At 46.7% G+C, this 16045-nt stretch carries 7 protein-coding genes; 2 read left to right on the top strand and 5 right to left on the bottom strand.

The features are described 5' to 3' along the window. Positions 1-66: 66 nt before the first annotated feature. The 3 genes from JGK16_RS16800 to JGK16_RS16790 all read right to left on the bottom strand — a co-directional run bounded on the left by JGK16_RS16800 (position 67) and on the right by JGK16_RS16790 (position 12237). Positions 67-9864 carry a tetratricopeptide repeat protein gene (locus JGK16_RS16800; RefSeq protein ID WP_293191408.1) on the bottom strand — a complete coding sequence of 3266 codons (9798 nt, stop codon included), beginning with the start codon at positions 9862-9864 and terminating at the stop codon, positions 67-69. Between the two features lie 123 nt (positions 9865-9987). Beyond that, positions 9988-10983, bottom strand: coding sequence for a homogentisate phytyltransferase (locus tag JGK16_RS16795; protein ID WP_293191411.1), 996 nt, complete (start codon positions 10981-10983; stop codon positions 9988-9990). Between the two features lie 300 nt (positions 10984-11283). Then, complete coding sequence (locus JGK16_RS16790; RefSeq protein WP_293191414.1) at positions 11284-12237, bottom strand: methyltransferase domain-containing protein; 954 nt, start codon at positions 12235-12237, stop codon at positions 11284-11286. 297 nt (positions 12238-12534) lie between these two features. Here JGK16_RS16790 and JGK16_RS16785 point away from each other — a divergent pair, with 297 nt between their 5' ends. Together JGK16_RS16785 and JGK16_RS16780 are read left to right on the top strand one after the other, a co-directional pair. Beyond that, positions 12535-13869 carry a TrkH family potassium uptake protein gene (locus JGK16_RS16785; RefSeq protein ID WP_293181791.1) on the top strand — a complete coding sequence of 445 codons (1335 nt, stop codon included), beginning with the start codon at positions 12535-12537 and terminating at the stop codon, positions 13867-13869. Between the two features lie 267 nt (positions 13870-14136). Then, positions 14137-14832, top strand: coding sequence for a TrkA family potassium uptake protein (locus JGK16_RS16780; protein WP_293181801.1), 696 nt, complete (start codon positions 14137-14139; stop codon positions 14830-14832). Positions 14833-15195: 363 nt separating this feature from the next. Here the strand turns inward: JGK16_RS16780 and JGK16_RS16775 are convergent, their stop codons facing one another. Both JGK16_RS16775 and JGK16_RS16770 read right to left on the bottom strand, forming a co-directional pair. Beyond that, a complete protein-coding gene (locus tag JGK16_RS16775) occupies positions 15196-15429 on the bottom strand; it encodes a hypothetical protein (protein ID WP_293151796.1) in 234 nt (77 codons plus the stop codon). 135 nt (positions 15430-15564) lie between these two features. Next, positions 15565-15822: a hypothetical protein gene (locus tag JGK16_RS16770; protein ID WP_293181789.1), complete on the bottom strand. Its 258-nt coding sequence runs from the start codon at positions 15820-15822 to the stop codon at positions 15565-15567. Between the last annotated feature and the right edge of the window lie 223 nt (positions 15823-16045).

The following is a 16045-nucleotide window of genomic DNA, read 5'->3' as shown; positions in this document are numbered from 1 at the left end:
GAGGGCGGGTTTTTGAAATTGTTAGTTTTGGGGCGATTATTGTTGGTGAACCCGCCCCTACGGGAATTATGTATATAGCCCGCCAATAATATTCAAAAAGCGTTTAACTTGTTTTTCCCAAGTCCAATCGAGCATAAAATTCGCCGCAGCTAAACCCCGACGTTTCGCTTCTTCGCGATTAGTATAAACTTGCTCCAAAGCCTCGACAACTTCCTCAACATCTGACTCTCCCCAACCTTCTACACCGGGAAAATGAGCAGTCGGTTTAACTCGTCCCTGATGCGACAAAGGATAGCAAATATTGCTGTAAATCAAGTCTAAATGTCCGGTATTTGCTGATAAAATAGTAGGAATTCCGCAGGCCATACTTTCCATTGCGACTAAATTAGTGCCGCCTTCGCAGCGATTGGTGAAAACAGCGCAGTCAGCTTCTCGCAATATTTGTCCGGCGAGGTGATTGGGAATTAAACCGATGTCGATAAAAGAGTCAACTGGTAAGCCGTTAGCCGCCAACCATTGCGAAATTCCTAAACTTCCGTCGCGGTTGATATTGGGAAGTCCCGCAACATTTCCGGTTTGTTCGATTCCTAGCATATATTGAGGCCAGAAATTGTGCCAGGTTGTTAGTAGTAAAGCTTCTGGATGTTTGGCGCGAAATCGTTTGAAAGCGGCGATTACAATGTCTTGGCCTTTGCGATATTCGAGTTTGCCGCCGGAGAAGATGACGAAGCGATCGCCAAATAAGTTAGATTTAGGTGCAGGATGGAAAATTGTGGGGTCAATTCCTTGATTTACCATCGCGACGTTAGTCAAGCCGCAGCTTCTCAAAACATCGGCATTCCAGTGGGAGCCGGCGACAATGGCGCGATATTTTTTGGCTGTTTCTAGGGCTGCTGCGGTAATGCGGGTGTCTTCAAAAAAGATGACTCCTACTTGACAAGGGCTGATTAGGTGATTTTCAACTCCCGAGGATGCTAAGTTATTCCCCAAAGCGTAAAGTACAGGAAAGTTACAACTGATCTGTTTGTCGGAATTTGCTGTTACTAATTCCTGAAATTGTTTCTGCTTTTCTACTGCGGGTGACAAGAGTGATTTGTGCAGCGGATTGATGGATTCTGAGGTGATGGACGGCGGTACTAAAAGTGCAACTTCCCAGGCAGGATTTCGCAGCAGTTGCAGTGTTAAATTCATGCCGTAAATGCCCCAGCCGCTGGTGATGCTGACTGGCCAACTGATGCCGATTCCTGTTATTTGTGGCGGGGTTTCTGGGGGGATATTTTGAGGAAGAACTTCTGGATATATATTACCAGGTAGAGTCTGGGAATGAGTATTTTCTATTATTTGTAGCGGAGTTTGTGAGAGGGGATTTTCAGTTTGAGCCTCTGGATATGCGTTAGTAGGTAGAGCCTGGAAACGGGTAATTAGCTGTTCTAGGGCTGCTTTTATACGATCGCCCACGGCATCCCAATCACCCGCCTGTGACTGCCGAAACAACCGCGCAGTGGGATACCAAGGGCTGTCTTCCCGTGTCAGCATCCACCGCCAATCGGGCATGAAAGAGAGCAAAATCCAGACAGGTTTGCCCAACGCACCAGCTAAGTGGGCGATCGCAGTATCAACACAAATTACTAAATCCAGTTGCGAAATAATCGCTGCGGTGTCGGCAAAATCGAGGCAATGTTCGCTTAAATTGGGGATTTGCTGTTGATTCAATAAAGTTAAATCGCCCGCCGACAAATCTTTCTGAAGGCTGTAAAAACTCGCGCCCGGAACATCTAAAAACTTCAAAAACTCACTCAACTTACAGGATCGCTCGTGATTTTTGCGGTGCAGCGGCCCGCCCGCCCACACAATACCTACTTTTAGTTTATTGTTCGATCCTAGGGAAATTTTACAATCATCGGGCGCAGCTAAATAAGGAATATTTGCAGGTATGTTTTCCAAAGTCGTCCCCAGAATTCGCGGCAAACTTAGCAGCGGCGCTTGCACTTGAAAATCTAGCAAATTCTGCGGGTTTGTGACTACATTATCTACGCCTGCCACTTTTTCAAACAAACGCTTCAGCGATTGATGACAAGCAACTATAACTTTGCCGCCTTTTTGCTTGACTAAAGGTGCGTAGCGGATAAAATGAATCGCATCGCCAAAACCTTGTTCTGGGTGCAATAAAATTGTTTTTCCCTGCAAATCTGAACCATCCCAAAGCGGGTAATTGGTATATTGTTGTTCTAATTCTTGAGTTTTCCAGCGCGATTCGTACTCGGCAAAACCATGCTGGAAATTGCCAGTCAACAGCAAAGCAAATGCTAGTCTCAAACGCAAATCTGGAGATTTTGGAGATAGTTGAATTGCTTTAGTATAGCAGTCGATCGCCTCCGCAACTCTTCCTTGTGATTCCAGGGCATAACCTAAATATAAGTTGGTTTTGCCCAGGTTGGGATTGGTTGCGAGTGCTTGCTGGTAGTGCGAAACTGCCTCGGCTATTTGTCCGTTTTCCTGTTTGAGATAACCTAAATAAGTGTGGGCTTCGGCGTGGTTGGGTGAGGTGGCAATTATTTGTTCGTAGCGCGCGGCGGCTGCTTTGTTACCTTGTTTTTGTAATGCCTTTGCTATGTGAAACTGTACGTCTATTTCTGCGATCGCACTTGATGATGATTTAGCCTCAGTGGGAGTGGGAATTAACTCTTGTAAAGCGACTTTTATGCGATCGCCCACGCCATCCCAATCACCAGGTTTTGACTGCCGAAACAACCGCGCAGTGGGATACCAAGGGCTGTCTTCCCGTGTCAGCAGCCACCGCCAATCGGGCATAAATGAGAGCAAAATCCAGACAGGTTTGCCCAACGCACCGGCTAAGTGCGCCACAGCGGTATCGACGCAAATAACTAAATCTAGTTGCGATATCACCGCCGCAGTATCGGCAAAATCGTTCAAATTGTCGCTCAAATCTATGACAGAAGTTTGAGTTAACAAAGTCATGTCATCCGCCGACACTTCTTTTTGCAGACTGTAAAAACTGACACCGGGAATATCTAAGAATTTCAAGAAATAGCTGAAATCGCTCGATCGCACAAAATCCTTCAAATGTTCCGAACTTCCCGCCCAGACAATCCCTACTTTGAAATTGCGATCGCAATTTAGCGAAAATTGCCAATTCGGCGGCGCCGCTAAATAAGGAACATTGGCGGGTATATTGTCTAAAGTTGTTCCGAGAATGTGCGGCAAACTCATCAGCGGTGCTTGCACTTGAAAATCGGGCAATTCTTCCACCCGCACCGCCACTTGTTCGATACCAGGAATCTGCTTAAATAAACGCTTCAGTTCTTGATAGCAAGATATAATGACTTTGCCGCCCTTTTGCTGGACAATTGTGGCGTAGCGGACAAATTGAATTGCGTCGCCCAAACCTTGTTCGCAGCGGAGTAAAATAGTTTGTCCGTTCAAATCTGAACCGTCCCAAACTGGCTTGTCAAAATTCAACCGCGGCAATTTTTTCGCCTGATCTGTGTGCCACCGCCACTCGTATTCTGCTAAGCCGCGCGGCAAGTCGCCAGTTAACAGCAAGACTAAGCCTAAATTGAAGTGAGCTTTAACACAGTCTGGAGCTACTGCGAGAGCTTGATTATAACATGAAATTGCCCGATTTACGTCTCCCAATAGTTCCACGGCACTGCCTAAATTAGTCAGGGCTTCTACATAATTTGGCTGCAAAGATATTGCTACCTCAAAGCTAGAAATTGCCTGCTCTATTTTGCCCGCAGCCAAACATGAATTTCCCAGGTGATAGTGTCCTTTAGGATTGTTCGGTTCTGCTTCAATTGCACGCTGGTAAAGCCGCCCGGCCTCCGCTGGCTGACATTTTGCTTGCATCGCCACGCCCAAATTTACTAGGGCGGGTACGTAATTGGCATTGAGGGAAAGTGCTTGCTGAAAATAGACGATCGCACTTTGGAGCTCGCCCTGTTGCTGGAGAGTCGCGCCGAGATTGTTCAAAGCTTTGACATAAACGGGATTTAGGGCGATCGCCTTTTGAAAGCAAATTACAGCCTCGGCGATATTTCCCCGATCTTGCAGCAAAATACCCAAGTTATTTTGCGCTTGGGCGCAGTTCGGGTCAATTTCGATCGCGCGCTGATAATAGTTGGCAGCTTCGGCTAAATCGCCTGTTTGGTGCAGCGTAACGGCTAAATTAGTAGCGGACTCGATGGAATCTGGCTGCAAAACTAAAGCATTTTTGAAATATGCGATCGCCTCGGCAAGCCTTCCTTGGGATTTCAGCAGATTTGCGCGATCGAATTGTTTCTTAGCTAACTCAATATTAGACTGAATTTCTATTGGTTGTCGAGCTTCCTGATGCTCATGAATTTTTGCTTCAAGCGCCAAAGTAGCCCGATCTAAAACTCCCTCCCAATCCCCCGCTGCTGACTGGCGAAACAAGCGCGCCGTCGGATACCAAGGACTATCTTCGCGCTCCAACATCCACCGCCAATCCGGCACAAAACACAGCAAAATCCACACGGGTTTGCCCAAAGCACCCGCCAAATGCGCTACAGAAGTATCTACCGAAATGACTAAATCCAGAGCCGAGATTACCGCAGCAGTAACTGCCATATCGTGCAAATTAGAGCTTAAATCTGTGACGGGCATTCGATCTAACCAAGCACGCTCGTCTGCTGTCATTTGCTTTTGCAAATTGTAAAAATCTGCTCCGGGAATCTCTAACAGTTTTGCCAACAAATCTAGCGGGAACGATCGTACCTTATTTTGTGAATGTTGAGTATTTCCAGACCACACAATCCCTACTTTCAAATTAGGAGTGTTCGGAAGAGCGCATTCCAAACCGGGTGGTGGAGCTAAATAAGGAACATTAGCTGGTATAGTATCTAAAGTTGTTCCCAGAATGTGCGGCAAACTCATTAACCGCGTATGAACTTGAAAATCAGGCGCATCGTCGGGATTAATTATTAACTCATCGATTCCCGAAACTTGGGCAAACAACCGCTGCAAGTGCGGCAAACACCAAACAATTACCTTGCCGCCTTTTTGCTTGACTAAATCTGCGTAGCGGATAAACTGAATTGCATCGCCCAAACCCTGTTCCGGGCAAAGCAAAATAGTTTTTCCCTCCAAATCTTTGCCGTCCCAAATCGGCTGAATAAAGTTGTGGCACGGAAACTCTTTTTCTTTAATTAGGAGCCGCCATTCGTACTCGGAAAAACCGCGCTGCAACTCTCCAGACAGCAGCAAAGCCAAACCTAAATTTAGGTGAGATTCTGGGTTAGTCGCATTGAATTGAACTGCTTGACTGTAGCAGGTGACAGCATCCGCAAATTGGCCGCCTTGGTGCAACACTTTTCCCAAACCGTTGAGGGGATTCATGTTACCTGGTTTCAACTCGATCGCCCTACGGTAACAATCGATCGCCTCTGCCATATTTCCGGCTTCCTCAAAAGCTTTACCCAGATTGTTCAAAGCTTCGGGAAAGTCGGGTTGCAGGCTCAAAGCTTGCTGGTAACAGGCGATCGCACCTGCAATTTTGCCCTGTTTGTGCAGCACAATTCCCAGATTGCAGCGAGCCTCAGCATTGGCTGGTAACTGCTGAATCGCTTGCTGGCAAACGGCTAGAGCCTCATCTAACTTATCTTGCTGTTGCAGGGAACTCCCCAAACCGATCAGAGTTTCGGCTAAATCTGGTTGCACCGCCATAGCGCGATCGTAATAGGCGATCGCATCTGCAATTCTGCCCTGTCGGATCGAGGCGTATCCTAAGTTGTGCAAGGCGTCTACATAATTGGGTTCGAGAGCGATCGCCCGTTCGTAATTTGCGATCGCGCGATCGTAATTCGCGCCCGTTTCCTCTCCTCGTTCCTCCAAAGCAATGCCCAAATTCAAATAAGCCACAGCACAATCAGGATTGACTTGAATCGCTTGCTCGTACAACCTGACAGCCTCCCCCACATCCCCTTGCTCTTCCCGCAGCAGGCCCAAATTAACCAGCGCTTCCGCGCAATTCGGGTTCAAAGACAGCGCCCGCTGGTATTGGGCGATCGCACCTTCATTCTCCCCTGCTTCCGCCAGCGCGCTGCCCAAATTGCTCGCAGTTTCAGCCAAATTCGGGTCTATTTCTAGGGCTTGTCGGTAATGCGCGATCGCCTCTGTTAACCGCCCGCTTTGCTGTTTGACAACACCTAAATTGCTGTGGGCTGCTGCATAATTCGGATCGATCGCGATCGCCCGCTGGTAACACTCGATCGCACCGCCCAAATTGCCCTGCTGCTGCAAATCTCGGCCCAACCGCAACTCTGCATCCGCCAAATCCGACGGCACAAATCCAGCAGAAACAGCGCCTAGAGCCTCCGCCACCCTAGCGAAAACGCCCTCCCAGCCTCCCCTTTCCCGTTGCCGAAACAGCCTTGCACTGGGATACCAAGGACTGTCTTCGCGCTCCAACAACCACCGCCAATCCGGGGAAAACGCCAGCAAAACCCACACCGGTTTGCCCAAAGCGCCCGCCAAATGGGCGACAGCCGTATCGACAGTAATTACTAAATCCAGTTTGGCGATCGCAGCAGCAGTATCAGCCAAATCACCAAAATGCGGGCTCAAATCGACGATCGGCGTTCCATTCAACAGCGCGCGATCGGCCTCTAAAACCTCCTTCTGCAAGCTGTAAAAAGTTACCCCCGAAACGTCCAAAAGCGGCAGAAACTGACTTAAACCGCAAGAACGCTGCATATTTTTGCGGTGTTTGGGATTCCCCGCCCAGACAATCCCAACTTTCAAATTGCGATCGGGCAAAAGCGCAAATTCAGCATCCGCAGGGGGAGACAAATAAGCAGTAGTTGCCGGAATTGTTTCTAGCCTTGTACCGAGAACATAGGGTAAACTCAACATCGGCACTTGCACGTCAAATTCCGGCAGCGGTTCACCTCTAACTATCAGCAAATCAATGCCATCAACCATGGCAAACAAACGGCGCAATTGCGGGTAACAATCAACAATTACCCTACCGCCTCGATTTTTGACAATCTCAACGTAGCGAATAAACTGAAGCGAATCGCCTAAACCTTGTTCCGCGTGCAGCAAAACAGTCTTTCCCTGCAAATTGGAACCATCCCACAGCGGCCGGTATTCTCTCGCCGAAAGCGTATTTCCCGGCGCCGTCAAATAACAGGAATGGCCTGTTTTAAATTCTTTAATCTGCCAGCGCCACTCGTATTCGGCGAGGCCATTTGCAAAATCTCCCGCCAACAGCAAAGCCAAGGACAAATTCAGGTGAGCGCTAGCATGATCCGGATTCAAATGAATCGCCCGTCTGTAGCAGGCGATCGCATCTTCAACCGCGCCTTTTTCCAGAAAAGTCCTGCCTAAATTGTTGATAGCTTCCACAAAATCCGGCAGCAATTCCAACGCTTTGTGATAATACTCCAGCGCCTCTTCTAAATTGCCCTGTTCTTGCAAAACAGTTGCCAAATTGTTGTAAGCTTCCCAGCTATGGGGTTGAATTTCCAGCGCTCGGCGGTACAAATCGAGCGCCCTTAACAGTTCGCCCTTTTCTTGCAGCGCCACCGCTAAATTAATCAGTGCGGGCACGAAATCCGGTTCAGCAGCCAGAGCTTGTTCGTAATGTGCGATCGCCTGTTCCACTTTACCTTGTTCCTCAAAAATCTTTGCCAAGTTGTAAGCTGTTTGAGGAATATTGGGAGCGAGCGCTAAAGCTTCTTGGTAATGGGGAATAGCTGCATCTAATTCCCCATTTTCGTGTTTGAGAAAACCATAATTAATGCGCGCTTGGAAACAATTGGGAGCGAGAGATATAATTTGTTCGTAAAGGGCGATCGCCTCTAGCTTATCGCCTGTTTCCATTAAATGTTCTGCTTGTTGCAATAAATCATCTAAAACAGCCGAATTTTCGTCGCCCGTTGCGACAACAGATATCTCAATTCCCTGCAAATGCTTGGCTGCTGAGTCATTTCCTAAAGCTTCGCCCGCAGTCACAAATATTTGTTTGTTTTCCTCAACCAAGCTAGCGCCTGTCATTTCCAGAGGTAGATTTTTGGCAGCATCCTCAGCAGAAGTAGCAGAATTTGCGATCGCAAATAAACTCAAAGCCGCCTGCACATCCTGAAACAATTCTTGCCAACTTTCCGGCTGACTTTGGCGGAAAAGCCTTGCAGTTGGATACCAAGGATTGTCTTCGCGATCCAGCAGCCAGCGCCAGTCAGGAGCAAAAGACAGCAGCACCCAAACCGGTTTACCCAAAGCACCAGCCAAGTGTGCCACAGAAGTATCGACAGTAATCACTAAATCCAATTGAGATATAGCAGAAGCCGTATCAGCAAAGTCGTTCAGATGCGCGCTCAAATCCGGGACTAGATGCTGGTGCAACAAAGTGCGATCGCACTCCGACAAGTTTTTTTGTAAACTATAAAAAGCAATTCCCGGAACATCCAAGAATTGCATAAAATCGCTTAAACTGCAAGAACGTTGATTATCTTTACGGCGCTGCGGACTTCCCGCCCAAACAATCCCCACCTTTAACTTTGCATCAGAAGCAAGTGCAAAACTGCACTCAGCAGGCGGAGCTAAATAAGGAACATTTGCGGGAATTGTTTCCAGAGTTGTCCCCACAATCCTCGGCAAACTCATCAGCGGTGCGTGAAAGTCAAATGCTGGCAAATCCTCAAAACAAACTGATAAATATTCAATCCCGACAACAGTCGCAAACAACCGCATCAAATCCGGATAGCAAGCCACGATAACTTTAGCACCTCGGCTGCGAAGCATCGGCGCGTAGCGAATAAACTGAATCGAATCGCCGAAGCCTTGCTCAAGGTGGAGTAAAATAGTTTTCCCCTGCAAATCCGCACCATCCCAAAGCGGCTGTGGAAATTGTCTCGCTTCTACTTGCGAAGTGCGCCACCGCCACTCATATTCAGCAAAACCGCGCTGGAAATCTCCAAACAATAGCAAAGTCAAGGCTAATTCCAGGTGTGCGATGGCGTTGTCTGGCTGCAATTCCAAGGCTCGATGGTGACAAGCAAAAGCTTCTTGAAATTCTCCTAAATCGACCAAAGCGTGGGCGAGGTTGTTAATAGCATCCACGAAGTCCGGCTTAAGTTTTAATGCTTGTCGGTAGTGGGAAATTGCTGCTTTAGTATTACCTTGTTCGTGGTAAAATGCTCCCACATTGTTCTGAGATTCGGGATTGTTAGGTTCTAATGCTATAGCTTGCTGGTAGCAGTCGAAAGCTTCGGGCAATTTACCTTGCTGCTGAAAAATTCTTCCCAATCCGATCAGAGAATATGTCAAATTAGGATTAATTTTTAAAGCGTGCAGGTAACAGGCGACTGCCTCATTTAATTGATTTTTATCTTTTAATAAGCCTGCTAAATTGTGTGCAGTTTCCAGCAAGTTTGGATCGAGCTGGAGCGCTGTTTGATAATATGAAATTGCCGAGTCAATTTCGCCCAAGTGCTGTTTGAGCCAGCCCAAATTGTTGTATGCTAGTGCGGTATTTGGTGAAAGTTGGATGACTTGTTCGTAACTGGCGATCGCCCTTTGAGTAGCGCCAACATCCATCAAAACATGGGCTTTGTTTAAATGTGCCTCTACAAAATCGGGGTTTTGGGCGATCGCGCGATCGTAAAAGTCGATCGCCTCAGCCACTTTCCCCTGCTGTCTGACTGCAATTCCCAACAAACACAACACGTTTGCTGACTCCGGCTGCGCTTCCACAATTTGCCGGTACAAATTTTCAGCTTCTAACAAACGCCCCGCTTGATGATATTCCCAAGCTATCTTCAAAGAATCTTCAGCACGCATTTTGACGGCAGATTTTTGGAATTTTTTCTTAGAAGCCATAGTTGTCTGTGTTGTTTGTTATTTGTTGTTTGTTATTTGTTGTTTGTTATTTGTTGTTTGTTGTTTGTTGTTTTTTACTATAACAATAACCGCCAACTGCCAACTGCCAACTGCCAACTGCCTTCATCCCAACAAACAAGCTGCGGGAAAAATCAAATATTCTAAGAAAAACAACTTCCAAATAAACTGATAAAAATCAGCAATTTCTTTCTGCTCGTCCAAATCAACTTTGACACTCCAAAACCACATCAAACCCAAAGCCACCAAATGAGCAACCGTCAAAAACACTAAATTAACATTAGACAACACGACTGCTCCCGCCAAAGTAGCGCCCAAATAGCAAACCGTCAACACCCAGCGAGACAAATTAAACACAGCCTGCTTGCCCAACTCGATCGTCAACGTAGTAATATTGTATTGCTTGTCGCCCTCCATGTCAGGGATATCTTTGAAAATGGCGATCGCAAAAGTAAACACGATCACAAAAACCGTCAGCACCCAAACTTCCGCCGGAATCGCCAAAGACAGACTATTTAAGCTCCAGCCAGTAAAAACGCTTTTCGCCCTTCCCAAACCCAAAACCCAATTAAAGTGTAGAAACAGCCCTAAATTGACGATCGCCCCGCGCACCGTAAAAATGCACAGCGCCGCCCAAAAAGGAAACCGCTTCAACCGAATTGGTGGCAGAGAATAAGCAGTCCCAATCGCCAAACTAACGCCAACTGTAGCCAGCAAAAACGGGCCTTGCAAAACAGCAGTCACAACCGCTATAATTCCCGTTGCAATTACAATCAACTCCCCAGTTTTGCGAGAAAACGCTCCCGAGGCGATCGGCAAATACGGCTTATTTATCTTATCAATTTCAACATCTTCTAACTGGTTCAATCCCACAATATAAATATTGCCACAAATGCAAGCCAACCAAGCAAAAGCTAGCGGCAGAAGTATAGGATTCACAAATAATCGAGTGCTTTGAGCGATCGCATACAAAGCCAGTACACTCAAGGTAGTGCCGATAATCGTATGCGGCCGAGAAAACTCCCAAAAAGCGCTCACCCAGCTTTGCGGAGCCGAGCCATTTTCATCAATCCAAGACTTACCAATCGAATCGTTGCTCATAAATCCTACAAACGCACCAAAAAATAATATTAAGTAAGATGGAAATTGTCCACCTTACTTGATTGAACTTGCCGCCAGAAATATCATCAACCGAACTTCTTCATTCCTTCTTCCTTCATTCCTTCCTTCTTTCTTCCTTTTTACTTCATTTCTTCGGTCAACTGTCAACTCTTCCTTCTTCCTTCCTTCTTCCCTCTTCCTTCTATCCGTTACATCCGTTACATCCGTTGCCGAACTTCCTTCTTCCTTCGGTCAACTGTCAACTGTCAACTGTCAACTGTCAACTGTCAACTGTTCCATTTATTTTACAGCACAAATCAGCCCGAAACGAATCAATCCGCTCTCATATCCCCGACTCATCAACCCCAGAGCAAGTGCAGCTTGAATAGTCGTCCAACCGCTCGTCAACAAACCCCAAATCGCGCTCGGAGTCAAAGCAGAATCGATCACCACATCCCAAAAAGGAGCCACAGCTTTTGACCAATCAGCACTGCGAATACTTGTCAGAGGCAAACTGCGGACAATCTCCTCATATTCCGGCAAAGAAATCACATAAGGCAAAGCATAAACTCGGTAAATTTCTGCCAATTCCTTCCTCTCTGCATCAGTCAATTCTCCCGCTGTTTCTCCCAGCGGGCGGTGACACCAAGTTGCCAAAATCAAAGTTCCTCCCGGCTTGAGCACGCGGCAGCATTCCTCTAAAAACTTAATTTTGTCGGGCATATGTTCCCCACTTTCGAGCGACCAAACCAAGTCGAAGGACTCATCAGGAAAAGGCATATTTAAAGCATCTGCTACTAAAAAGTTAACATTGCTTTCCAGTCCAGCAATTTTAGCGCGTTCCTTTGCTCTGTTTGCCTGTACCGGACTCAGCGTAATGCCGGTGGCTGTCACCCGATCGCCCTTTTGATTTGGTTCCGACGATCGACTAAAATCGCGATCGACCCCATCATCCGACTTTAAATTATTTTGCGCGATCGAACCAAACTTTTCGGTCAAATACAACGTGCTCCCACCAATGCCGCAACCGACATCCAGAATGCGGTAAGGTTCTGATAGCGCTCCGGCTGTCGGCACTCGGGCCCAGGAGAGCAGTTCCTCGATCAAATCTATCTGAGCCTGTCGGCGCTCTTTCTTTAAGTTTCCATCCGGGCCGTAGTAACCGTGGTGCATATGTTCGCCCCACACCTGCTCCCACAAACCGCTAGAAGCGTCGTAGAGTTGCTGAATTTGCTGGTAAAGTGTTGATGTCATCGCACGATCGCAAGTTGTTACAGGAATTCTACCGTGATTGTCCCGTTGTTGTCATCGAACTTGGCGGCGAAAGTGCGATCGACAGCCGGCACTCGCACTCGCAGAGATATCCTGATTTCGGGCCAGGCGATCGATTTGTGAGTTCCCTTTAAAATCCCAAATCAAAAATCTAAAATCGATTTGTGGGTTCCCTCTAAAATCCCAAATCCCAAATCCCAAATCCCAAATCCCAAATCCCAAAATCTCAAAATCTCAAAATCCCCAATCTAAAATCTAAAATCTAAAATCTAAAATCGAATGACTGTCTCGCGAACTATTTGTTTAGGATTCATCGCCGTCATTACCGCAGGTGCTCTACTACTAATGATGCCATTTTCCACAATTGATGGAACTTGGAGCGATCCAATCACAGCACTCTTTACCTCTACTTCCGCTGTCTGCGTCACAGGGTTATCGGTTGTAGATGTCGGAAAATATTACTCTTTTTGGGGGCAACTGTGCCTCGTGTTACTGGTGCAAATAGGAGGCTTAGGCTACATGACAGCCACAACCTTCTTACTGCTGCTATTGGGCCGCCGCTTTGGTTTAAAAGACAAAATTGCCCTGCAACAATCACTTGACAAATCGGGACTAGCCGGAGTATTACAACTCGTGCAGTCAATTCTAGCAACAACCGCTTTGTTTGAATTGACTGGAGTGTTTTTGCTGATGTTAGTTTTTGTCCCAGAATACGGATTTAAAGACGGTCTCTGGTCTGCTATTTTTCACAGTGTGAATTCTTTTAATAACGCCGGATTTAGCATCTATTCAGATAATTTAATCCGCTACGTCAATTCGCCTGTGATTAACTTCACAGTCACCGGATTGATCGTATTTGGGGGCATCGGCTATCAAGTAATTATGGAAATGTACCTGTGGCTGCGCGATCGCTTCAACAAAAGCCCCATCTGCACAGTTTTTTCCCTGAATTTCAAAGTCGTTACCAGTACAACTGCTGTCCTTTTAATTTTAGGAACCCTAGCATATTTAGTGCTGGAATACAACAACCCAGGAACTTTCGGGCCTCTAAATTTTCCTCAAAAGGTGATGGCAGCTTGGTTTCAATCTGTGACGCCCCGCACGGCAGGATTTAATACAATTGACATTGGAAAAATGAGCGAAGCCGCGCTATTTTTGACCATCGCCCTCATGTTTATCGGCGCCAGTCCCGGTAGCACCGGTGGCGGCATCAAAACCACAACTTTTAGGATATTGTTTAGCTGTACCGCAGCAGTTCTCGAAGGTCAGGAACAGGTGCAGTCCTATCAGCGTCAAATCCCAGCAGCCCTGATTCTGAAAACCATTAGCGTAGTCTTCGGCTCGCTGTTAGTCGCCTTCTCATCTGCAATTTTAATTGAACTGACCAATCCCGAACTAGAATTTATCCAAGTGCTGTTTGAGGCAGTGTCAGCTTTTGGCACGGTCGGCCTTTCCACAGGGATTACAGCCAAGATTTCGGCGATCGGCAAATTAATTTTGATTGCGACAATGTACATAGGTCGGGTTGGCGTGCTGCTGCTGATGAGTGCCGCATTCGGCGACCCCAAACCCAGAACTTTTAAGTATGCTGAGGAAAGTTTGTTAGTCGGATAGCAAAATCCTGCCTCGTTTCTGATAATCTAAACAATGGGTCATATCAAATCCCGTTGCATCGGAATTATGTAGTGCGAGCGTCTCGCTCGCGATTCAGGCCGCGAGCGAGACGCTCGCACGCTCAACGATTCAAATATATAATTCCGATGCAACCGGAAACGATATCACAACCCAAATCAACTTTTACTATTTACTCAAAAATCAAAAGGAGGCAGCGCTGTCTATGCTAAAATTTGAATATCCAGACCTTCAGCGCTGAATATGAGCGTGAACCTTTCATCTTTAAGATTTTTCCGCAGTTTGCGCGCGGAAAACAAGCAGTTTGCAGTTATTGGTTTGGGACGTTTCGGCAGAGCTGTGTGCTCGACTCTCCACGGCTTGGGTTACGAAGTCCTGGGAGTTGACACCGACGAAAAAAAAGTAACTCAAGCTTTGAGCGATCGCATTTCGGCTCACGTTTTGCAGTTAGATTCTACAGAGCCTAGCGCTCTACAGGAAGCAGGTATATTTGAATTTGAAACAGTGATTGTGGCGATCGGCAATTACCTCGCCGAAAGCATTACCACCACCCTCAACCTCAAGGAAGGCGGGGTAACTCACGTCATCGCCAAAGCTTCCTCGGAAACTCACTTAAAACTGTTGAAAAAAGTCGGCGCCGATCATGTAGTTTTTCCCGAACGAGAAATGGGCTGCTCTTTAGCCCGCATTCTTACACAACCCAGCATTTTAGAACGCTTTGACCTCGACCCAAATCACAGCATTGTTGAGTTGCTCGTTCCTGAAAAATTTGACGGTAAAACCATTGCGGATTTGGATCTCCGGCGCCGGTACGGTTTGAACTTGCTCGCAGTCGGTCGCGCCGACAAGTTCGAGATCAATCCCCAGCCAAACGAACGCTTGAAAAACGGCGAGGTGATGGTAGTAATTGGTTCTAATAAAGATATCAATCGCTTGCCAATTTAACAGATCGCCATTTTACTTGCTCGATCTCTAGGGTGCGCCGCAAGCGCACCTTATATTATCTGCGATCGAGGCACCACCTGAGACTTGAATTGCAAGCCCTAGCTAGGAAATGAGAATTAAATAACTTCCACAAGTTTGTGGGATGGGCGGGACGCCCATCCCACAATAACAATAAAGATTGTAAGTTATTTAATTATCATTCCTAAATAAAAATACCAATGCTGCGGTTGCTTTGGCCGTGGCGGTTTGCTCGCAGAACACAACGGAAACCATCGCCACAATCGAAAATTTTTGAAGAAAATAGAAGCACCCAACGATCGATCGTCGCGCAAGCCCAAATCTAGGAGCGCTAGCCCTCAGAATTCAACCGACTTTCAAGATATCTTGCAAATAAGCTTTGCCAAAAACCAGCACCACCAACACTAGAGCGAGTTCAACAGGCCAAGGACAGACCGCAAAAAACCAAATTAACGAACACACCCCAATAATTGCAGCTATGGGAGCCGGAATCCCGTCTAGCGTTCTCTTGTCAGTCCCAGCAGTCACGAGTCCAGCGAGCAAGCAGAGCGTAAACGGAATCAAGCAACTTGCGATCATGGCTTTTACCTCATTAAATTTTTTTTAGATATGGCAGATGAGCATATTGTAACGATACATGAAAAATTCGGAAACGTACCAGAATCTTTGATAAAATTTAATGTTAGGTCATTGATAAGCTGTAGCCACACTTGTTTAATTTTGAGCTTCGACTCTCTCCGAAGGCAGAATTTGGGAATTTTGGTTTCGGGATTCGCGATCGCAGCCGAATACCTGGAGATGAACTGCGATGCACCCTCGATCGCACTTCTGCAATAGATTCCCGACAAAATGCGACAGTACAAAGGCTGGGCCGATTTCCGGTAGCCTGCCTTTTTGCTGTCTGTACAGACACGATGTCTGTAGAATGCCGATCGCCCCGCTAACCTTTCCCTCCATCGCAGGAAAGAACATATTGCTGGGCGATCGATCTTTTTGTGTTCGAGCGTGCGATCGATCTTTGCTTCCCCATCTCTCACTAAAAAATAAATTCCCAAGCCATTAACAGCCTTTTCTATCGCCATTAATTAATATAAACAATCAACAATAAATTGACGAAAACCACCCTCTATTGTATAATCGAAAACCCTCCCTATAAAAATAGCCGACACTTGACAACTAATCAACTAAAAAGTTA

The sequence above is a fragment of the Microcoleus sp. PH2017_09_SFU_O_A genome (genome assembly GCF_020738625.1).
Lineage (GTDB): Bacteria > Cyanobacteriota > Cyanobacteriia > Cyanobacteriales > Microcoleaceae > Microcoleus.
The sequence above is the reverse complement of the archived record's forward strand: the minus strand, read 5'-3'. Positions and strand labels throughout refer to the sequence as shown.

Excerpts from the sequence above, each read along its gene's own strand:
- JGK16_RS16800 (WP_293191408.1), bottom strand. The coding sequence starts at position 9,864 with ATGGCTTCTAAGAAAAAATTCCAAAAATCTGCCGTCAAAATGCGTGCT.
- JGK16_RS16795 (WP_293191411.1), bottom strand. The coding sequence starts at position 10,983 with ATGAGCAACGATTCGATTGGTAAGTCTTGGATTGATGAAAATGGCTCG.
- JGK16_RS16790 (WP_293191414.1), bottom strand. The coding sequence starts at position 12,237 with ATGACATCAACACTTTACCAGCAAATTCAGCAACTCTACGACGCTTCT.
- JGK16_RS16770 (WP_293181789.1), bottom strand. The coding sequence starts at position 15,822 with ATGTTCTTTCCTGCGATGGAGGGAAAGGTTAGCGGGGCGATCGGCATT.
- JGK16_RS16785 (WP_293181791.1), top strand. The coding sequence starts at position 12,535 with ATGACTGTCTCGCGAACTATTTGTTTAGGATTCATCGCCGTCATTACC.
- JGK16_RS16775 (WP_293151796.1), bottom strand. The coding sequence starts at position 15,429 with ATGATCGCAAGTTGCTTGATTCCGTTTACGCTCTGCTTGCTCGCTGGA.